This window comes from Symbiobacterium sp. (genome assembly GCF_040797425.1).
In the GTDB taxonomy this organism is placed as follows: domain Bacteria; phylum Bacillota; class Sulfobacillia; order Symbiobacteriales; family Symbiobacteriaceae; genus Symbiobacterium.
This window is the reverse complement of the sequence record NZ_JBFNEH010000018.1, coordinates 13,670-33,696: the sequence shown is the minus strand read 5'-3', so window position 1 is coordinate 33,696 and position 20,027 is coordinate 13,670. Positions and strand designations below refer to the sequence as shown.

17 protein-coding genes are annotated in these 20,027 nt (G+C 69.5%); 11 read left to right on the top strand and 6 right to left on the bottom strand.

Annotated features, from left to right (window positions below):
- The first annotated feature begins 8 nt into the window (after positions 1-8).
- The 4 genes from AB2385_RS07630 to AB2385_RS07615 all read left to right on the top strand — a co-directional run bounded on the left by AB2385_RS07630 (position 9) and on the right by AB2385_RS07615 (position 3,589).
- The gene (locus tag AB2385_RS07630; RefSeq protein WP_367654361.1) at positions 9-824 is read left to right on the top strand and encodes an RnfABCDGE type electron transport complex subunit B; all 816 of its coding nucleotides are present in this window, start codon (positions 9-11) and stop codon (positions 822-824) included.
- An 87-nt stretch (positions 825-911) separates the two neighbouring features.
- A complete protein-coding gene (locus AB2385_RS07625; RefSeq protein WP_367654360.1) occupies positions 912-1,928 on the top strand; it encodes an FAD:protein FMN transferase in 1,017 nt (338 codons plus the stop codon).
- 39 nt (positions 1,929-1,967) lie between these two features.
- Positions 1,968-2,924 carry a Gx transporter family protein gene (locus AB2385_RS07620; protein ID WP_367654359.1) on the top strand — a complete coding sequence of 319 codons (957 nt, stop codon included), beginning with the start codon at positions 1,968-1,970 and terminating at the stop codon, positions 2,922-2,924.
- Between the two features lie 224 nt (positions 2,925-3,148).
- Positions 3,149-3,589, top strand: a complete 441-nt coding sequence (locus tag AB2385_RS07615) for a PaaI family thioesterase (protein ID WP_367654358.1) — start codon at positions 3,149-3,151, stop codon at positions 3,587-3,589.
- A gap of 103 nt (positions 3,590-3,692) precedes the next feature.
- Here AB2385_RS07615 and AB2385_RS07610 read toward each other — a convergent pair whose 3' ends face one another.
- A complete protein-coding gene (locus AB2385_RS07610) occupies positions 3,693-5,756 on the bottom strand; it encodes a prolyl oligopeptidase family serine peptidase (protein WP_367654357.1) in 2,064 nt (687 codons plus the stop codon).
- Positions 5,757-6,029: 273 nt separating this feature from the next.
- Between AB2385_RS07610 and AB2385_RS07605 the strand changes: the two genes are divergently transcribed.
- From AB2385_RS07605 to AB2385_RS07585, 5 genes are all read left to right on the top strand, one after another.
- Complete coding sequence (locus AB2385_RS07605; protein ID WP_367654356.1) at positions 6,030-6,590, top strand: sigma-70 family RNA polymerase sigma factor; 561 nt, start codon at positions 6,030-6,032, stop codon at positions 6,588-6,590.
- Positions 6,587-8,053 carry a hypothetical protein gene (locus tag AB2385_RS07600; RefSeq protein WP_367654355.1) on the top strand — a complete coding sequence of 489 codons (1,467 nt, stop codon included), beginning with the start codon at positions 6,587-6,589 and terminating at the stop codon, positions 8,051-8,053. The genes AB2385_RS07605 and AB2385_RS07600 overlap by 4 nt, the downstream gene beginning before the upstream one ends.
- Positions 8,054-8,262: 209 nt before the next feature.
- A complete protein-coding gene (locus AB2385_RS07595; protein WP_367654354.1) occupies positions 8,263-8,388 on the top strand; it encodes a hypothetical protein in 126 nt (41 codons plus the stop codon).
- A 103-nt stretch (positions 8,389-8,491) separates the two neighbouring features.
- Positions 8,492-9,379, top strand: coding sequence for a 4-hydroxy-3-methylbut-2-enyl diphosphate reductase (locus tag AB2385_RS07590; protein WP_367654353.1), 888 nt, complete (start codon positions 8,492-8,494; stop codon positions 9,377-9,379).
- Between the two features lie 6 nt (positions 9,380-9,385).
- A complete protein-coding gene (locus AB2385_RS07585) occupies positions 9,386-10,219 on the top strand; it encodes a transglutaminase-like domain-containing protein (RefSeq protein ID WP_367654352.1) in 834 nt (277 codons plus the stop codon).
- A 95-nt stretch (positions 10,220-10,314) separates the two neighbouring features.
- On the opposite strand, the gene AB2385_RS07580 is transcribed toward AB2385_RS07585, so the two are convergent.
- The 5 genes from AB2385_RS07580 to AB2385_RS07560 form a co-directional block, all read right to left on the bottom strand.
- A complete protein-coding gene (locus AB2385_RS07580) occupies positions 10,315-11,235 on the bottom strand; it encodes a carbohydrate ABC transporter permease (protein WP_367654351.1) in 921 nt (306 codons plus the stop codon).
- The gene (locus tag AB2385_RS07575) at positions 11,235-12,359 is read right to left on the bottom strand and encodes a carbohydrate ABC transporter permease (protein WP_367654350.1); all 1,125 of its coding nucleotides are present in this window, start codon (positions 12,357-12,359) and stop codon (positions 11,235-11,237) included. Before AB2385_RS07575 ends, AB2385_RS07580 begins: the two co-directional genes overlap by 1 nt.
- A 105-nt stretch (positions 12,360-12,464) precedes the next feature.
- Positions 12,465-13,817 (bottom strand): ABC transporter substrate-binding protein, encoded by a 1,353-nt coding sequence (locus AB2385_RS07570; protein ID WP_367654349.1) that lies wholly within the window; start codon positions 13,815-13,817, stop codon positions 12,465-12,467.
- Between the two features lie 132 nt (positions 13,818-13,949).
- Positions 13,950-14,972, bottom strand: coding sequence for a LacI family DNA-binding transcriptional regulator (locus AB2385_RS07565; RefSeq protein WP_367654385.1), 1,023 nt, complete (start codon positions 14,970-14,972; stop codon positions 13,950-13,952).
- A gap of 4 nt (positions 14,973-14,976) precedes the next feature.
- A complete protein-coding gene (locus tag AB2385_RS07560; RefSeq protein WP_367654348.1) occupies positions 14,977-16,743 on the bottom strand; it encodes a glycoside hydrolase family 15 protein in 1,767 nt (588 codons plus the stop codon).
- Between the two features lie 371 nt (positions 16,744-17,114).
- On the opposite strand from AB2385_RS07560, the gene AB2385_RS07555 reads away from it, so the two are divergent.
- Together AB2385_RS07555 and AB2385_RS07550 are read left to right on the top strand one after the other, a co-directional pair.
- Positions 17,115-17,321, top strand: a complete 207-nt coding sequence (locus tag AB2385_RS07555) for a hypothetical protein (protein ID WP_367654347.1) — start codon at positions 17,115-17,117, stop codon at positions 17,319-17,321.
- 12 nt (positions 17,322-17,333) lie between these two features.
- Complete coding sequence (locus AB2385_RS07550; protein WP_367654346.1) at positions 17,334-20,027, top strand: M16 family metallopeptidase; 2,694 nt, start codon at positions 17,334-17,336, stop codon at positions 20,025-20,027.

The following is a 20,027-nucleotide window of genomic DNA, read 5'->3' as shown; positions in this document are numbered from 1 at the left end:
ATTGCGCGATGCTAACAGCAGTGCTTGTGCTCGGGGGTGCGGGCCTGATTCTGGGGGCCGGTCTCGCCTTCGTCGCCGTGAAGATCGCCGTCCCGCCCGACGAGCGGGTGGCCGCGGTGCGGGCGGTGCTGCCCGGTGCCAACTGCGGCGCCTGCGGCTTCCCGGGCTGCGACGGCATGGCCGCCGCCCTGGTGAAGGGCGAGGCGAAGCCGGAAGGCTGTACGGCCGGCGGCCCGTCCACCGCAGCCGCGGTGGCCGAGGTCCTGGGTTTGGAGGTATCTGCGGGCGAGCGGCTCGTGGTCGCCGTCCACTGCGTGGGTAGCAACGAGAAAGCCAGGCGATCCTATGAGTACCTGGGCATCGACGACTGCCGGGCCGCGGCCATCATGCCCGGCGGGGGCCCGAAGGCATGTTCCTACGGCTGCGTGGGCCTGGGCACGTGCGTGAAGGTCTGCCCGTTCGACGCCCTCTCGATGGACCCGGTCGCCGGCCTGCCGGTGGTGGACCGGGACAAGTGCACCGGCTGCGGCATCTGCACGCACGAGTGCCCCAAGAACATCCTGGCCCTGGTGCCGGTCTCTCAGCCCACGTTCGTCGCCTGTCGGAACGTGGAGAAGGGCCCGCAGGTGCGGAAGGTCTGCAGCGCCGGCTGCATCGCCTGCGGCCTCTGCGTGCGGAGCTGCCCGCAGAAGACGATCTCCCTGGTGAACAACGTCGCCTACATCGACCCCAGCGGCTGCGACGGCTGCGGCACCTGCGTGGAGAAGTGCCCCACGAAGTGCATTGTGGCCACCCGGGAGGTTCCGGTGGTGCAGGCGGTGTAATGTGCTCGGCGGGCCCCCGGGCGCTCCGGGCCCGGTGGGCCGTCGGCGGAAGATTCGTTGCGATGCAGCATTGTGGAGGGATGAGCCGTGCGCTCCAAGTGGTGGTCCGCCGTGGCCCTGCTTGTGGCCACGGCTCTCCTGGTCTTTGTGTGGTGGAGCCGGCCGCAGCGCGTCGAACGTACGGCCCTGCTCATGGACACCCCCGTCCGGGTGGTGGTCTATGCCTCCCGGGGCCGCGCCGAGGAAGCGGCCGACAGGGCGCTGGAGCTGGTGGCCCGCCTGAACGCGCTCTGGAGCCCCGGCCGCACCGACAGCGACGTCGCCCGGGTGAACGCCGCAGCGGGAGCAGCCCCGGTCTCCGTCGCCCCCGAGACGCTGGAACTCGCCTCGCTGGCCCTGCAGGTGGCCCGGGAGAGCGGCGGCGCCTTCGACCCCACCATCGGGCCGCTCGCGGCGGCCTGGGGCTTCGGCGAGGGCGGCCGGGTGCCTGATGACGCCGCGCGCACCGCCGCCCGGGCGCTGGTGAACTGGCGCGACCTCAAGGTGGATGAAGGCGCGGGTACGCTCTTTCTCGCCCGGCCCGGGATGCAGGTGGACTTCGGCGCGGTGGCCAAGGGCTACGCCGCCCGCCTGGTGCGGGAACAGCTGGAAGCGGACGGCGTGCAGGCGGCCCTGGTGCAGCTGGGCGGCAGCATCGCCCTCTACGGGGACAAGCCGGGGGGTGGGCCGTGGCAGATCGCCGTCCAACACCCCCGCAATCCCCAGGGTTACCTGGCCACGCTGTCATTGCAGGGAGGCTTCGTCGACACCGCCGGCGACTACCAGCGCTACTTCGAACAGGACGGCGTGCGCTACCACCACATCCTCAACCCGGCCACCGGCTTCCCGGCCACCGGGATGGCCAGCGTCACCGTGGTCGCTCCGCGGGGTGAGTGGGCCGACGCCTACGCCACCGCAGCGTTCGTGCTGGGCATGGAGGAGGGGTACCGGTTCCTCGTCGACCACGGGGTGGAGGGGCTGCTGGTGAGCGATTCGGGCGAGGTGCGGATGACTCCCGGCATGGCCGCCCTGGCGGAGGTGACGCCCGGCGACTGGCCGGAATGACGGACCGGGGGTCTGTGGGCCCGGTGAGGAGGTGTTCGCGTGTCCCGGGGGAACCCGAGGGTAGGCTCCAGCGTTCGGGAGCTGACCCGCCTCGGCCTCCTGACGGCGGTGGGGCTGGTCCTCGCCCTGGTGGAGCGCCAGCTGCCGCCGCCCGCGCCCGTTCCGGGGGTCCGTTGGGGGCTGGCCAACGCCGCCACCCTCGCCGCGCTCGCCCTGGGAGGGCCGGGGGCGGGCTTCGTCGTGTGGGCCGTGCGCTTCTTCCTGGTGCAGGTCTTCTCGGGCAGCCTGTTCGGCCCGGCTTTCTTCGTGGGCGGCGCCGGCGGACTGCTGGCGTGGGCGGCGATGGCCGTCTTCTCCCATTCGCGCCGCCTCGGCGCCGCGGGCGTGAGCGCCGCCGGGGCCGTGTTCCACCACCTGGGGCAACTGGCCGCCGCCGCCGTCGTCACGGCGACGCCCGGGGTCCTCTGGCTGCTGCCGCCGCTGCTGCTCTTGGGTCCCCCCGTCGGCCTCCTCACCGGCATCCTGGTGGGGATGATCCTGCGAAGGCTGCGTGCCGCCGGAGCGCTTGCCGACACCGGGGCGCAGCCGGGCTGGAGCGTGCGGCAGGGGGACGGAGGACGGGTGATCCGCCCGGCCGACCTCCTCCTGGCCGGCGGCAGCGTCGCCCTCGCCCTTGTCCTCGTGTTCGGCCGCCCCTGGTGGGCCGCCGGGACGGGCACGGCCACCCAGGCGGTGGTCACGGTGGCGGGCAGCACCTGGCGCACGCTCGACCTGCGGCAGGACGGGGTCTACCCGGTGGAACCCGCCGGAGGCCACCTGGTGGTGGAGGTGGCCGGAGGAGCCGTGCGGGTGCGGGAGTCGGACTGCCCGGATCAGATCTGCGTGCTGACGGGGTGGATCTCTGCCCCCGGCGACATGATCGTCTGCGTGCCTTACCGGGTGGTCATCCAGGTCGTCGGCGGCACGACGGGCGGGCCGGACGCGATCCTGCGATAGGCGGATCGGATGCGGGTCTCGCGATGGGATGACCAGGAGTGTCATCCGGGGCAGACTATATGGGCAGGAACAGGCGGACCGGAGGGGTGCTGGAGCGGGGGCAGGATGCGCTGCCCCGGCTCTGGCGCCATCCGGCCCGCCTGCGTGCGCCGTTGCCCTTGTGGCGTAGGTTAAGTATCATGATCTAAACCATTCCTTGCAGCGAAAGAGGGGAAAGGCGACAGATGGGAGGCATCCCGTTCCGTGACGTCATCGGTGCAGAGGTGGTGGAGGTGGGGCACGGCCGCTGCACCGTGCGCATGCCCGCCAGCGAGCACACGCTGAACAACCTGGGCATCGTGCATGGCGGCGCCCTGTGTACGTTGGCTGATACCGCCATGGGCACGGCGCTGCGCAGCGCGCTCAAGCCCGGGGACGCCGTGGTCACGGTTGAGATGAAGATCAACTTCATCGCACCGGGGCGGGGCGAACTGCTTGCTCACGCCCGGGTGCTCCACGTGGGGAACACCACCGCGGTGGCGGAGGTCGAGGTCGCCGACACCGACGGGAAGCTGGTAGCCAAGGGCCTCGCCACGTTCCTCGTGAAGCACGGCGCGGTGGAGCCGCCGCCTGGGGCCCGGACGGCCATGCTGCCCGAGGTGGACGGACCGGAGCCACGGGATTAGCCTCGCCACGCCCGGCCTGATCAGTGGGGGAACGCCCGGACGGAATCGCACGCCCAGAAAACGGCCCCCGACGGGCTAGGCCCGGTCGGGGGCTCGACTGTTCCTACAGGTACTCGGCGAACCACTCGGCGATCATCCGCAGCCGGTGCACCCGGTGCCAGGGCTGGCCCGTGCGGCTCATGCCGTGAGACTCGCCGGGGTAGCGGACGAACTTCACCGGCTTCCGCTGGAACTTCAGCGCCACGTAGAGCTGCTCCCCCTGGTCGATGGGGCAGCGCATGTCGTTCTCCTGGTGCTCGATGAGCAGCGGCGTGTTGATGTGGGAGGCATGGACCAGCGGCGACTGCTTCAGGTACGGGCCCAGGTTCTTCACCTCCCACCAGTTCTCGGTGCCAAACTGGCGCAGCCGGTAGTAGCCGATGTCCGACGTCCCCATCGCCGACCAGCGGTTGACCACCGAGCGCATGGTGACCGCTGCCTTGAAGCGGTCGGTGTGGCTGACGATCCAGTTCACCATGAAGCCGCCGTACGAGCCGCCGGCCACGCCGAGCCGGTCACCGTCCACGTAGGGGTAGCGCTCCACCGCCGCCTCGATCACGGCCATGACGTCGGCGTAATCCTTGTTGCCCCAGTCGGCCCGGATCACGCGGCAGAAGTCGTGGCCGTACCCCTGGGAGCCCCGCGGGTTCGAGTAGACCACGGCGTAGCCCTGTGCGGCCAGCCAGTGGAACTCGAAGAAGAAGTTGGCCCCGTACATCGACATCGGCCCGCCGTGAATCTCCAGCACGGCGGGATACTTCTTCCCGGGCTCACGCCCCACCGGCGGCAGGATCCACGCGTCCACCGCGGGCTCGCCCTCCCCGGCGTTCACCTGGAACCGCTCCGGCACCGTCAGTTCGAGCTCGTCCAGCAACGCCTCGTTGTGGGCGGTCAGCCGCACCTCGTGAACGCCGCCTCCGCGCAGCGCCGTTCCGGCGGCGGGGACTGCCGGCGTCGGGCACGGATCGTCCAGCCGGGCGAGGTAGACGTCGCCCGGGGAGCGGGGAGTGGCGAAGGCGAGGGCGGCCCGGCGGCAGTCGGGCGTCAGGGAGAAGGCGTAGACCACCCGGTCGCCGCCGGTGACGGGCACCACGGCGCCTGTGGCGGCTCCCACCCGCACCAGGTGCACCTGTCCGCCGTCAGAGACGAGCCCGTAGATCCAGCGGGAGTCAGGCGACCAGGTGAGCCGGCCGCCCGCCGGGGCCACCAGGTCGGAGACGGCCTCGTTTCCGAACGTGCGGTCCAGGCCCGCCGCGAGCCGGCGAATCTCGCCCGTGGTCCGGTCAAGCACGTGGAGGCACGTGGGCCCGTATCCCGACTCGGCGGGGTCGCTGGCGAGGAAGGCAATCAGGCGGCCGTCGGGCGAGGCGACGGGGCCGCTGCAGCAGAGCGTGCCGTCCCCCGGGGTGAGCCGCTCCGGCTCGCCGCCGGAAAGGGGCAGGTACCAGAGGTCCACGTGGTCGGGGTACCAGTCCCGGTCCTCCCGCCGGTTGGCGGCGAAGAGCAGCCCGCGGCCGTCGGGGGTCCAGCTCACGTCCCGGTGGTGGAAGTCGCCCCGGGTGAGCTGACGCGGTTCCCCGCCTTCTACATCGATCACGCAGATGTGCTTGCGCCTGTCGGTGAAGTACCCCTCGCCGTCCATCTTGTAGTGGAGCCGGGTGATCACCCGCACATCCTTGGTGAACTTCTTGTAAAGATCCTTCTCCTCTTCATCCGGCCCCTCGGGCTCCAGCCCCGCCTCCGTCAGGTTGGCCAGGAAGGCGATGAGCCGGCCGTCGGGGCCCCAGACGGGGGACTCGACGCCCCCCTTCACCCGCGTCAGCTGGCGGGCCTCGCCGCCTTCCAGCGAGAGCAGCCAGAGCTGGTTGGACCCGCTCCGGTTGGACACGAAGACCAGATGGCGGCCGTCGGGAGACCAGCGGGGCTGCGTGTCCCGCCGACCCCCGGTGAACCGCAGCGGCGCCGCGCCCTCCCGGGCGAGCCAGATGGCGGAGGTGTACTCATTCTTCTCCTTGTCAATCTCCTGCAGCACGTAGGCCACGCGGCTGCCGTCCGGCGCGATCTGGCAGTCGCCGGCCAGGCGGATGGCCAGCAGGTCCTCGGCTGAGAGTCGTCTCCGGGTGGTCACGCGATCTCCCCCCAGTGTTGCGTTCCCCTAAGGGTTGGCGGCGCCGGCTCCCGATTCCTGCCGCAGGGACGCCCTGGAAGAACGCGCGGATGGCACCGGCGCACCGGACGGCTTGTGAAGCAGGAAACAGGTGACAGAAAGGGCAGCGGGTGAAACGGGACAGGCCCGTGCTCCCGTCTGTCACGGTGAAAGGCGGTCAGAGGCAGGTTCTGTGCAAGTACGCGGCGTAAACCTTCGTCAAGAGAGAGGACCCACGCGAAGGGAGACGCCTCAATGTCGCAAACCGATAGGGCAGCTCTGCCGGCGGATCGGTCGGCCGCCATTGACCGCCTGATGCGGGAGTACGGCACCAAGGTACTCCATCTTGCCTACTTTTACCTGAAAGACCGGCACCTGGCTGAGGACGTGGCCCAGGAGGTCTTCATCAAGGCCTACCGCAACTGGGACTCGTTCCGCGGCGAGAGCTCGGCCTATACCTGGCTGTACCGCATTACGGTCAACCTCTGCCGTGACAAGGCGCGCAGCGCCTGGTGGCGGAGGCTGCTGCCCACAGACGATCCCCGCGCCGCCGGCACGGAGGTGGAGCCGGACGTTTCGGGCAGCAACCCCGAGGAGGCGGCACTGCAAAGCGATGAGCGGGACCGCCTGATGGCGCACGTACTGCAGCTTTCCGAGCCGTACCGGGAAGTGGTGATCCTCTATTACTACCATGACCTCACTACGGTGGAGATCGCCGAGGTGACGGGGCAGAATGAGAACACCGTGAAGACCCGCCTTTTCCGTGCGCGGGCCATGCTGAAACAGATGCTGCAGAAAGGGGGTGTGGCCAGATGAGCGACCTCGACAGGGAACTCCGCCAGGCCATCCAGGCCGAGGTGGAGCGGTCGCTCGAGGGGTTCACCTTCACGCCGGAGATGCGCCGGGCCGTCCTGGAGCGCATCGCGGCGGAGGAGCAGCCCCTGGCCACTCCTGCTCCCGCACGCCGGACGCTGCTGAGACCTGCCACGTGGATCGTCGCGGCGGCCGCCGCCCTGGTTCTGGCCGTCAAACTGTGGCCCGACATGCCGTCGGGACCGCGCAGCGGGACTGCTCCGGAGTCGTCCAGCGTCGCCCAGACCGAGAGCACGGGCGGCGCCTCCGGTGCGGAGGCGGCTGCCGATGCCGCCGCGGAGACAGCCCGGACCAAGAACGGCGCGGTCCAGACCCAGGAGAGAAACGGGGAAGCCGTGGCACTCACGGCTGAACCCCTCTTTGCGCTGAGCGCCCTGCCCCCGGGCGAGCCTGTGAAGCTGGAGCTCAAGGTGAAGGCGCTGTATGCGGCTGGCCCGGAAGCCCAGGGCGCAGCGCAGGCGGAGAGCCACGAGAGCACCGGTGAACCACGGGTTACCGTGATGTCGGCCGCGCCTGCGATGTTGGACCTGACTGTTCTGTCCGACGGCAGCGTGGCGCTGCTCACTTCCACGTCGCTGAGGGTCGTCGATCAGCACGGCAACGTCACCGCCGAAGAGCCCCTCGATTACGCACCGGCTGCTTTCGCAGACGGAGCGGCCGATGGAGCGGTGGTGGTCGGAGACGGCGTGATCGCCCGCTACGGAGCGGGTGGACAGCTCTCCGGCGTGCTTGCGACGGATTCGGCCCCGCTTCAGGTTTCCGTGGCGTTCGACCGGACGGCGGTGGCTGATGCCGACGGCGTCACGGTCTACGCAGGCGATACGCAGGCGTTCCGCCTCCGCGGGATGCGATTTGACGCCATCACCCTGGCGGAGGACGGTGCGCTCGCCGGACTGAGCGACACCGCCGGCACGCCCCGGTTGCGGGTCTATGACGCCACCGGCAACCAGATCCTGGACCAGACCACCGCCGGCGGTTCAGCCCTCGCCTTCCTGTCGGGCGGCAGCCAGGTCGCGGCCGGCAGCGAGGTGTATGACCGCACTTCCGGCGAGCTCCTCTGGACCCTTCCTTTCGCCGCAACCCACGCCGTGGCGGCCGGCGGTCACGTGCTCGCCTGGAATGCGGAGACCGCGACCCTGCTGGAGGAGGCCACCGGCCAGCCGCTCTGGGTGGCCGAGGCCGGCGACGGCGGGGTGATCCTGAACACGGTGAGTTCGGCCGGAGGCGACATGGCCGCGGTGGTGGCGCAGTCCGGCGAGGGCGTCGGGGTCTGGGTCATCGATGCCGAAGGTGCGGAACGGTACACGGAGCTCCTCTCCGACGTGCCTGTGGATGTGGCGATCGTCGGCGACCACCTCCACATCCTGACCCCCGCGGGCCTCGAAGTGCGCTCGTTGAGTCGCTGAGGCGTGAGAGGCACGCCCCGCGGGCGACGCCGGGGAGCCGCCTGCATGGCCGGTGCCGGTGCCCAGCCTGGCAGCGCCGGAAGCGCGTGCGACCGCCGGCGCCCTCGGGGCCCACCCTCCGGCGGTCGATCGGGGGCTTGCCAGGGAGGAGGTTCTGGGGGAGAATAGAGTCACAACGTGCGATTCTCCGGTGGATGGGAGGGTCTCCGGTGAATTTCTGGCTGTGGGTCGTCGGCTGGGTCGTGGCCTCGCTGGTGGTGATCCTGGCCCTGTCGATCAACGGGAAGACGGAGCCGACCGGCGCCGGCGAGGGCGGCCACGGGCACGGCCACTAACAGGAACGCAGTGCAGCCCGCCGTGACGGAGAGGCCACGGCGGGTTTGCGTACTGCGGCGGGTTTGAAGGCCGCCCGGCCAGAGCAGAGGGGGGCACGATTGCATGGATGTCATCAAGATTACCCCCCGGGGCTACTGCCACGGCGTGGTGGGTGCGATCCAGCTGGTGCGCCGCGTGGCCCGGGACCCCAGCGTGCCCCGGCCGATTTACGTGCTGGGGCAGATCGTGCACAACCGCCACGTGGTGGAGGAGATGGAGTCGCTCGGGGTGATCACGCTGGACGGCGAGGACCGCCTCCGCCTGCTGGAGCAGGTGAAGGAGGGGACCGTGATCTTCACCGCCCACGGCGTGTCGCCCGCGGTGAAGATCCGGGCCCGGGAGAAGGGACTGCACGTGGTCGACGCCACCTGCCCGGACGTGACGAAGACCCACGACCTCATCGCCGAGCTGGTGAGCCGGGGGTACGAGGTCATCTACATCGGCAAGAAGGGGCACCCCGAGCCGGAGGGGGCGGTGGGGGTGGCGCCCGGCCATGTCCACCTCATTGAGCGGGAGGAGGACCTGGAGGCGCTCTCCTTCCCGCCGGACCAGAAACTGGCGGTGACCAACCAGACCACGCTCTCCCAGTGGGACACCCAGAGGCTCATGGCGAAGGTGAAGGAGCGCTGGCCGCAGACGGAGATCTACAACGAGATCTGCCTCGCCACCCAGCTGCGCCAGGAGGCCGTGGCCCGCATGGCGCCGGAGGCCGACCTGGTGCTGGTGGTGGGCGACCGCCGCTCCAACAACTCGAACCGGCTGGTACAGGTGGCCCGTGAGCGGGCCGGCCGGGAGGCGTATCTCGTCGACAGCGTGGACGACATCGACCCGGCGTGGCTGAAGGGGAAGCGGAAGGTGGCCGTCACCTCCGGCGCCTCGACCCCCACGCAGGTCACGCGGGCGGTCATCGAATTCCTGGAGCGGTACAACCTCGAGGTGGAGGAGCGCTGAGACCGCATGCGCAGCGAAGGTGAGCTCCGGGCGCTGGTCAGCCTGCTCGCGGATGAGCACGAGGGCATCGCCCGGACGGCGTGGGACGCACTCCTGCGCGCCGGCGCCGCGGCGGTGCCCTTCTTGGAGGCGGCCTTCGACCACCCGGACCCGCGCCTGCGGGGCCGGGCCCGTGCCCTGCTCGAGGAACTGCGCCTCGCGGCCCTGGAGGAGCGCTGGGTGCGCTACGTCCAGCAGGAGGAGGAGGCCATGGATCTGGAGCACGGGTGCATGCTCCTCGCCGCGCTGGGCGGCAGCGAGGGGCAGGAGGGGAAGGTGGCCTCGTTCCTGGACGCGGTGGCCGGCAGCGTGCGCGCCCAGGTGCCGGTCATCGGCGGCCTGCGCGCCATGAGCGAGGTGTTGTTCGACAACCTCCGCTTCCGGGGCGGCGAGTTCGGCAACCCGGACCACCACTTCCTGCCCACCGTGCTGGAGCAGCGGCGGGGCGTGCCCATCGCCCTGGCGGCCGTCTACATCCTGGTGGGGAGGCGGGCGGGCCTGCCGGTCTATGGCGTCGCCATGCCCGACCACTTCCTGGCGCTCTACGAGCAGCCGGACCAGCCGGCGTACATCGACTGCTACAACAACGGATACATTTACCGGCACGAGGCGCTCAGCAACCTGCTGCGCCGGCGCGGCGTGATCACGACCGGCCGCGTCCTGGCGCCCTGCAGCATCCGGGTGATGCTCCACCGGATGCTGGGCGATCTGGAACGGGTCTACACCCGGCGCAAGCACGAGCGGCAGGCCGAGCGCGTCCGGCGGTGGCGGGACCTGTTGGTGGTCGAGGGGATGCGGTGACCCCGGCACCGCGTATGGCGGACCACCGGGGTTACAGCGGAACCATAAACGTCAAGCAGGGAAAGGGTGAACCCTTCCCCGCCGGCATTGTGCTGTTACTCCTTTACCGAACCCGCCGTGAGGCCCCGCACGAAGTAGCGCTGCAGCAAGAAGAAGACCGTCAGCGGGAGAATCATCGAGATGAACGCGCCGGCCGTGAGCAGGTGCCAGTCCTGGCCGAAGGAGCCCATCAGGCCGAGGAGTCGCTGGGTGAGCACCTGCGTGCTCGAATCGGCGCTGAGGAAGACCAGCGCCACCAGCAGGTCGTTCCACGTCCAGAGGAACTGGAAGGTGGCAAAGGAGGCCAGTGCCGGCGTGGAGAGCGGCAGGATGAGCCGCGTGAAGATGGTGAAGTGACTCGCCCCGTCGATGAAGGCCGACTCGAAGATGTCGCGGGGGATCGTGCTGATGTAGTTGTACAGCAGGTAGACCGCCAGCGGCAGGCCGAAGCCGGTGTGGGCGAGCCAGACGCCCAGGTAGGTGCCGTTGAGCCCGATCTTGATGTAGTCCCGCAGGATCGGAATCAGCGAAACCTGCAAGGGTACGCTCATCAACCCGACGATGAGGATGAAGAGCCACCGCCGGCCGGGGAAGCGGATCCAGGCGAAGCCGTAAGCGGCGATGGCCGCGATCAGGATGGGGATGACGGTGGAGGGGATCGCCACCGCCAGGGAGTTCAGGATGGCGTTCTGCAGGCCGACGGTCTTGTAGCGGGGATTCACCTGGCCCTGGACCGGCAGCCCCAGGGCGTGGCGATAGTTATCGAGGGTGAACCTCGCCTCGGACTGCTGCGTGAAGACCGTCCACCAGCCTGTGCTGCGCACGTCTTCGGCCGGGCGGAACGAGCTGACAAGCAGGCCGAGAGTGGGCGTAATCCAGATGACAACCAGGAAGATCAGGATGGCATACACCAAGATGCGTCCCGGCGTCAGGTGAGACTTCCTGCGCTGCACGCTTGCAGGCGAATTCCTGCTCATCAGAACGCCTCCGTCCGCTTGCTGAAGTCACGCAGGTTGTAGATCATGATGGGCAGAACGACCGCCAGCAGCACCATGGCCACCGCTGCGGCCCGGCCGTAGTTGAACAGCCGGAACATCTGCGTGTACTGCACGTTTGCGATCACCTGCGTGCCGTAGTTGCCGCCCGTCATCGACTGCACGATGTCGAAGATCTTGAGTGCGACCAGGATGATGGTGGTGGTGACGGTGAGCACCGATCCCCGGATGTTCGGCAGCGTGATGTGAAGGAAGACCTGGACCTCGTTGGCCCCGTCGATGCGCCCCGCCTCCAGCAGTTCCTCCGGTACGGCCTTGATGGCGGCCGAGAAGACGACCATGGCGAAACCGGTCTGCAGCCAGATGAAGATGGCCACCAGGAAGAGGTTGTTCCAGAAGGGAGTCAAGAGCCAGGCCCGCGGCTCGCCGCCCAGTGCCGTGAGCACCGCGTTCAGGAGGCCGATCTGGTTGACGCCCGCCGGCCGGTACTCGTACACGAACTTCCAGATGACCGACGCGCCCACCATCGAGATCGCCATCGGCATGAAGATGACCGCCTTGACGATCCGCTCAAACACCGGGTGCGTGCGGTCGGCCAGCACGGCCACGATCAGGCCGAGGATCACGCTGAACCCCGTGCCGAAGAGGAGCCAGAAGAGGAAGTTGTTCCGAAACGAGACCAGCATCTCCTGGCTGGTGAAGGCGTAGACGTAGTTGGCCAGGCCGACGAAGTTCTCGCCCTTGGCGTCGTAGAAGCTCTGGATCAGGGTCCGCAGGGCCGGCAGGGCCAGGTAGATCACCACGATGGCCGCCGCGGGGCCCACGAACACCAGGGGTACCAGCCCCCGCCGCCACCGCGGAGGGAACTGCTCCACGAAGTTGGCCAGCAGGGTGAAGAGCAGCATGGACCCGCCCACACCCCATACGATGGCCGCCAGGGCCAGGAACCATTGCGGGAGGGCGGCGTCGCGCAGGAACAGGAAAGTCCGTCCCAGGACCCACACGCTGAACACAGTGGCCAAGGCAAGCAACGAGCCCTTCATCAGCGGGCTCGACATCGGCAGGCGGCGGCTGCGCCGCAGCGACGGCTCGGTTCCGTATCGCATGACGCTCCTCCTCTGCAAGCGGATCGGTCCGGGGCAGGTAGCGGGGGCGGGGGCTAGGCCGGGCGGGCACACGGGGTGTACCCGCCCGGCCACTCGCCCCTTTGATTACTCCATGGAGGCGTCGATCTGTTGCAGTACCGTATCCAGGTCGGCTGCGCCGGTCACCCAGTTGGTGATGCCGGTCCAGAACGCCCGGTTCAGCTCGGCGGGCATCGAGTCAGACCCGTCGAAGCGGCCGGCCTTGGCGTTGATGATCGTCTCCGCCATGGTGCGTTCCAGTTCGGTCGGATAGATGGAGAGGTCCTGACCCTTGTGCGGGAACAGGGCGCCGCCCTTGGCTGCCCAGGTCTTCGTGGAGTCGACGGAGGCGATCCACTCCATGAACTCCTTGACCTCGGGGCGATCGTGGCCCTTGAAGACGACGAGGATGTCACCGCCTACGGCAAGGCCGGGCTCCACGTTCGGGTCAATGGGCGGCATGATGAAGACGCCGACCTTGTTGTCGAGATCCTTCTGGACATCCTCCTGGAAGAAGCCCGTCACGAAGCTGCCCTGGAAGTGCAGCCAGCACTGCGGCGGATCGGTGAACAGGCCCTGGGCCACGTCCTGCACGTCCCCCGAGGCGATGGCCGGCACGCCGCCGTACACGTTGCCCTCGGTCATCCAGATGTCGCCGAGGAGCTCGAAGGCCTTGCGGACCTCCGGGGAGTTAAACTTCAACTCGTGGCTGACCCACTTGTCGTAGGTCTCGGGCGACTGGGTACGCAGCAGGATCGACTCGATCCAGTCGGTGCCCTTCCAGCCCGTCGCGTCGCCGTCAGCGATACCTTCGCAGAGCGGGGCGATGCCGGTCTGCCGCATCTGCGCCATCAGGTCCATCAGCTCGTCCCAGGTCTTGGGGACCTGATAGCCGGCGGCCTCAAAGGCGGGTTTGTTGTACCAGAACCAGCCCTTGGCGTTCACGCGGTGGAAGACGCCATAGGGGGTACCGTTGAAGGTGCCCAGCTCCTTCCACATTGGCTCGTAGTTCTGGTCAACCAGCTTCTCCAGCTCGGGCCACATGGGAACGAGCTGGCCCTGCTCGGCCATGCGCTGGGCGCCGCCGGGCTGCGGGAACATGGCGATGTCGGGGGCGTCGCCGCCCTGGACCTTGACTTCGACCAGGGTCGCAAACTCGCTGGTACCGGTGTACTGGACGTCAATATCGGGGTGGGCCGCCTCGAAGTCGGCAATCGCGTCCAGGAAACCTGCCTCTTCGACGCCGACCACGGCGCCCAGAATCGTGACCGTCTTCTTCTGAGAACTCGTGGACTGGGTGGACTGATTGGTCTGGGTCTGAGACGTGTTGCTGCCGGTGTCAGGGGCTGTCGACTGGGATGGTTGTGACTGTCCGCCGCATGCGGCCAGCACGAGGGAGCCTGCGAGCACGAGGGAGAGAAGCCAATACTTGCGTCGCACGGTTCTGCCCTCCTTCGGGGTTTTGGGTTGATGCGAGTGATTCAGGGCTCGGGCCTGCAGCCACGGGGCTGAATTGTGTTCCCCCGTGCCCGGCCCGGCCACACTTGCTTGCAGGGGGATACGGCCGCCCGCTCACCGGTCTGCCGGCGGCGTGGAGGTGGAGCCGCGCACGACCAGTTCCGGCGTGTGCCAGCGGGTGGCTGGGGCCGGTTCGCCGGCCACCAGCCGGGCGGCCAGGCGCACCGCTTCCCGACCGATGCGGCTGATGGGCTGCCCGATGGTGGTGAGCGACGGTCGGGAGAGGCCTGCCAGGTAGATGTTGTCGAAGCCGATGACCGACAGTTCGTGCGGCACGGAGACGCCCATGTCGGCCGCCGCCGCCATCACCCCCAGGGCGATGACGTCGGAGTGGCACAGCACGGCGGTGGGCCGGTTCCGCCCTCGCAGCAGCTTAACTGCTGCCTGATAGCCGTATTCGTGCTTCCAGCCCACTTCCATCTGCCATTCCGGTGGGGGCAGGCACCCTGCGGCGGCCAGCTCGCTGCGCCAGCCGGTCCAACGGGGGCCGGCAGAGACCGTGTCGGTCATCGGCCCGCCCACGAGCGCAATGCGCCGGTGGCCCAGTTGGAGGAGGTAGCGCGCCCCCATCCGGGCGCCCACCTCCGAGTCCACGAGGATGCCGGGGGCTGTGCCTTGCGGGTCGAAGGTCGCCGCCAGGACCACGGGGCGTCCGAGTTGACGAAACGCCTCTCTGTGCCCGTCGCCCACGGTTCCGGAAGTGTAAATGACCGCGTCGACTCGGTGCTCGTTGCAGAGGCGGAGGGCGAGGACATCGCGCTCTTCAGCGAAGCTGGTCTGGAACAGCACCAGTTGCACGCCCAGGCTGTCCGCCGTCGAGCCCATCGCCGTGGCCAGCTCGCCGAAAAACGGGTTGGCGACGTCGGGCACGATCACGCCGAACAGGCCCGTGCGCCCCCGCACCAGGCTGCGAGCCGTGCTGTTGGGCCGCCAGCCGAGTTGCGCCATCGCCTCTTCCACCCGCTTCCGAGTGGCCGGAGCCACGGGCGCCGAGCCGGTGAGCACGCGCGAGACGGTGGCGACCGAAACCCCGGCGAGACGGGCCACGTCCCGAATCGTCGGCCCAGCCACGGGCATCACCTCAATCCTGGAACTCCCAGTCGAAGAACGTCCAGCCCTGCGACCGTTCGATGACAAGCCGGACGATCTCCTCGTGGCTGAAAGCCTGGGGGAAGTTGCCCCACTGGGTGCCGTCGCGGCCGTCGAAATGCTCGGCCATCAGCCGCAGGCTGGTGGCCGCCTTCAGGCAGGCCTCGACCCACTGATCGCACCGATCCATCTCGCCTGCCATCAGGTGGTAACGGGCGAGCCAGAAGGTGGGGAGGTAGAAGGGCACCGCGGCGTTCTCCCACCGGCAGACCCCGCCGTAGAGGAGAAGTCCCCCGTCGTCGGCCGGACGGTACATGTGCTCCACCGTGCTGCGGATGCGCGGATCATGGGGCGACAGCAGCCCGTAGAAGACCAGGGCCAGCACGGAGATGTCCATGGGGGCGACGGTGGGGGGTTCGGCCCCCCAGTGGCGCACGTAGGCCTGGCGCTCGCGGTCCCAGCCCCGTTCCACCGTGACCGCCGCGATCCGGCGGGCAGCTTCAGCCCACCGACCGGCCTCCTCCGCATATCCCAATGTGCGAGCGATGCGGGCGGCGGAGGTGAGGGTGGCGTAGCACATCGCCTTGCCGTGCACCCAGTGCCCCGTGTACTCGCGAATTTCCCATATGCCCGATTCCCGCCGCTGCCAGTTCGCCAGGGTCCATTCGGCCGCACGGCGGACGCCCTCCCAGTGGCGGAGGAGCGCATCCTTGTCGCCGCTGCAGCGGTAGTGGAACCAGAGCCCGTGCAGAATGCTGCCCTCGTTGTCAAGCTGGAGCTGGCCGGATGCGGCATTGCCCAGCCGCACGGGCACCTCGCCCCCCGGGCCCGCCAGGTCATCGATCAGATGCTCGTGGGGGGTTTGCCCGTCAACGGTATACAGCGGCTGCTGCCAGTGGCCGTCCGGCCCCTGGAGGGTAAAGCAGAAGTCGTAGAAACGGCGGGCCTCCCGGTGGAGCCCTGCGGCGTCGAAGGCCATGGCGGTGTAGTAGCCGTCGCGCAGCCACAGGTACCGGTAGTCCCACTGGTGGTCTCCGCCCGGGATGGCCGGCAGCGACGCGGTGGCCGCTGCAACGGGCGCCCCCGTGGGTTCGTAGGTCAGGAGTCGGAGCACCACCAAGCTGCGCCAATAGGCCTCCGCCCACGCGGGCGGAACGGAAAGGGGCCTGCGGGCGGCAGCAATCCAGTCTGCCCAGTGGGCCAGTTCAGCCTCGGCCGAGGCGGTCTGCACCTCCCTCAGGGCGGCCAGCGCCGCGTCGGTCGTTCCGCCCCAGGCCAGGTAGACCCGTGCTTCTTCCCCCACAGGGTCGAGGCCTTCGCCGCGGATGAGCAACGTGCCGTCGGCGGTGCGCAGCAGTCCCTCCTCCCGACTGACGGGCAGGTGGACCGACCGCACCGGATCCGCGGTCAGACGGAGACATACCCGGCGGCCGGGGGCGTCCACCCTGATCCGGCGCACCAGGCCGTGCTTGCCCCAGGGCATGAAATCGGTACTCACGAGGCGGATCCCGTCGCCCGCCACTTCCGTCCGCAGCACGGCCGAGCGGTCCACGTATTCCTGGTGTACGAGAGCGAGGGCCACGGGCCGGCCATCGACCTCCACCTGGAGCCGCAGGCTGCCGCCCCGGCGGGGGTCAAGGGCCGCGGCGAAGAGCGGCTGGCTGTCGAAGCGTGGAATGCAGAGCCAGGATAGGGAAAGGTCGGGTTCAACCAGCGCTGCAGTGTGGCCGTTGCCCAGCAAAGCGGCATGAAAACGCATGAGTCCGTCTCCCTCAGCTAAGTGCTCCGACAGCCGTTCGTTGCTCGGAGCTGAAATGGATGTAACCGTTTACACCACCATAATAGCCTTGTTCGGAAACCGCTGTCAACGGGAGTGAACGGAATAGACAAACTGCGCTCGGTATGGAGGCCGTCAGGAGATGCGCCGGCCCTCCTTGGGACGATGAGCCGTGTAACCGTTCACACTCATCGTCGTAGTCCGATTGGGCCAGGCGCTCGCGGAGAGGGAGTCCAAGTATCCGGATGTCAATCAGCGGCGTCCTAACGCTGAAGCCCACCCGCGGCCGGAACCACTCGCCCGGGGATCTGCAAGCCGCAATGGGAAACACAGGTTAGAGGGGACGCAAGCCCGTGCTCAAGAACCGGTTTCGTCAGTTGATTGGCCTCCTGATTATCGTCCTGTTCGTCATGGCTGTCGTTCAGTACATCCGGCAGCTCGCCGGCAACCCGCACGTGCTGTCGGCCCTCTCGTGGGGGCTGGGGTTGCTGCTCCTGCCGGCCGCCGGCCTGGCAGTTGCCTGGTGGGCGGAGCGGAGAGCCCGCACACGCGGCGAGTAGAGGAGGGTGCCGATGGGCTACAGATTTGCACCGACCCGGGCGGCGCGCCTGGCCAACGGCCTGCGCGTGCTCGTGCGCGAGAACCGACACGCACCGGTGGTCGCGGCCATGGTCTGGTATGGCGTGGGCAGCCGCGACGACGCTCCGGGCCAGACAGGAATCTCCCATTTCCTGGAGCACATGATGTTCAAGGGAACGCCCCGCTTTCCGTACGGGGCGCTGGAGGAGGGGGTGAAGCGCCGCGGCGGCCTCTGGAACGCCTTCACATCGTACGACTACACGGCGTACTTCGAGGTCCTGCCCGCCCAGCACCTGGCCTGGGCCCTGGAGGTGGAGGCCGACCGGATGACGGCCATGACCTTCGACCCCGACCTCACCGTGCGGGAACGGGGGATCATCACGAGCGAACGGGAAGGGGGCGAGAACCAGCCCTCCTTCTGGCTGCAGGAGGCCTTCATGGCCACGGCCTACCAGGTTCATCCCTACCGGAACCCGATCATCGGCAGCAAGGCTGACATCGGCGCCATGACCTCCGACGCGCTGGAGGCCCACTACCGCCGCTACTACCGGCCCAGCAACGCCACCCTGGTCATCGTGGGCGATGTGGCGGCGGACCGGGCCTTTGCGCTGGCCGAGCGGTTTTTCGGCTCCATCCCGTCCGGCGACCCGGTGCCCCCGCCCGCAGTCGCCGAGCCCGAGCAGGCGGAGGAGCGGCGGGTCACCGTGCGGCGCCCGGGCCCGCACCCCATCCTGCTGGCCGGGTACAAGATCCCGGAGGCGTCCCACCCCGATCAGCCGGCCCTGATGGTGCTGAGTGGTCTGCTGGCCGGCAGTCCGTCGCTGGGGAGCCAGGGGGGAACCGCGGGCCGGTCCAGCCGGCTCTACCGGAAACTGGTGGAGCCGGGCCTGGCTGTCGCGGCGAGCGCCTCGCCGCGGGCCCTGCAGTACGCGGGTCTCTTCCTGCTCTCGGCCACCCCCGCGCCGGGCGTGGCCTTGGACGATCTGGAAGCGAGGCTCTTTGCCGAGGTGGAGGCCCTGCGGGAGCGGCCCGTGGATGAGGAGGAGTTTGCCCGGGCGCAGAAGCAGGTGCGGACCGCCTACCTGTACGCGCTGGAGTCGGCCATGCACCAGGCCGTCCAGCTGGGGAGCACGGCGCTCACCCGGGGCGTGGAGCACTTCGACCGGGCCCTCGCGGAGCTGGAGGCGGTGACGCCGGCCGACGTGCAGCGGGTGGCGCGCACCTACCTGCAGCCCCGGCGGCGCACCGTGGCCCGGTTCGAGCCGGTCGGGCGCACGGCTTCCGCCGGCGCCGCCCCCGCCCCTGCGGGGCGCCGGGCGGAGGGGGCCGGCGAGTTGGGGACGACGCCCGCCTACCAGAGGCCGGCGAGCCGCCCCGCGGAGCGCCCGGACGCCGCACCCGCCCGGCCGGTGCTCTCCCCCGAGCGGGTCATCCGCCGGACGCTCTCCTCGGGCGCCGCACTGCTGGTCCTCCCGGCACCCTCCGTGCCCAGCGTCTTCGTGCGGGTGCAGATGGAGGCCGGCGCGGTGTGGGAGACGGAGGCGCAGGCGGGCCTGGCCCAGATGGTGGCGGCGATGCTCACGCGGGGCAGCGAGGGCCGCTCGGCGGCCGAACTGGCGGTGGAGACCGACGCGCGGGGGATGGTGCTCCGGGTCGATGCGGGGCGTGAGACCGCCGTCGCCTCGCTCAAGTGCCTGCCGGAGGACCTGGAGCGGGGGCTGGAGCTGCTGGCCGGGGTGGTCCGGCGTCCCACCTTCCCCGCTGACGAACTGGAGCGGGTGCGCACGCAGATGCTGGTGGCCGTCCGGCGCGCCGAGGACGACACGCGCACGGTGGCCTCGCGACGGCTGACCGAGCGGCTGTATCCGCCGGGCCATCCCTACCGGCACGCCGTCCAGGGCACCGAAGCCACGCTCAGCGCCCTTACCGCCCGCGACCTGGCCGCCTTTCACCGGGCCCACTACGGCCCAAAGGACGCCGTGATCACCGTGGTGGGCGACATCGACCCCGAGCGGGTCACTGCCGCCCTGGAGGCCGCCCTGGCCGGGTGGAGCGGCGGGGCGGGAAGGCCCGCGATCCCGGCGGTGCCGATCCCGGAGGGCGGCCGCAGCCACGTGACGCTGGCCGGCAAGAGCCAGACCGACATCGCCCTCGGCTGGCCGCTGGTCGGCCGGACCCACCCCGACTACCTGGCCCTGGAGGTGCTGGCGACGCTGTTCGGCGGCAACGGAACGCCCGTGAGCAGCCGCCTCTTTCGGGATGTGCGGGAGCGTTACGGCGTGTCTTACTACCAGTACGCGCTGTTCGCCGGGACCAGCGGGCCGGCGCCCTGGACGGCTCACCTGGGCGTGAACCCCGCCCGCCTGGACTTCGCGGTGGACGTGTTGTTGTCGGAACTGCGCCGCCTGGCCAGCGAACCGGTGCCGGCCGCCGAGCTGGAGGCCCTGCAGGACTTCCTGGCGGGCTACCCGGCCGTGCAGAACGAGGCGCCCGAGCGCATCGCAGCCCGCATGGCCGAGATGGAGCGGTTCGGCCTCGGCCTGGACTGGGTGGAGCGCTATCCCCGGGAGGTGGCCGCCCTCACCGGGGAGAAGTTACAGGAGGTGGCGGCGCGATACCTCAGGCCGGACCGGCTGACGATCGTGACCGTCGGCCCGGCGCCGGAACCGACAGCATCCGCGGACTGA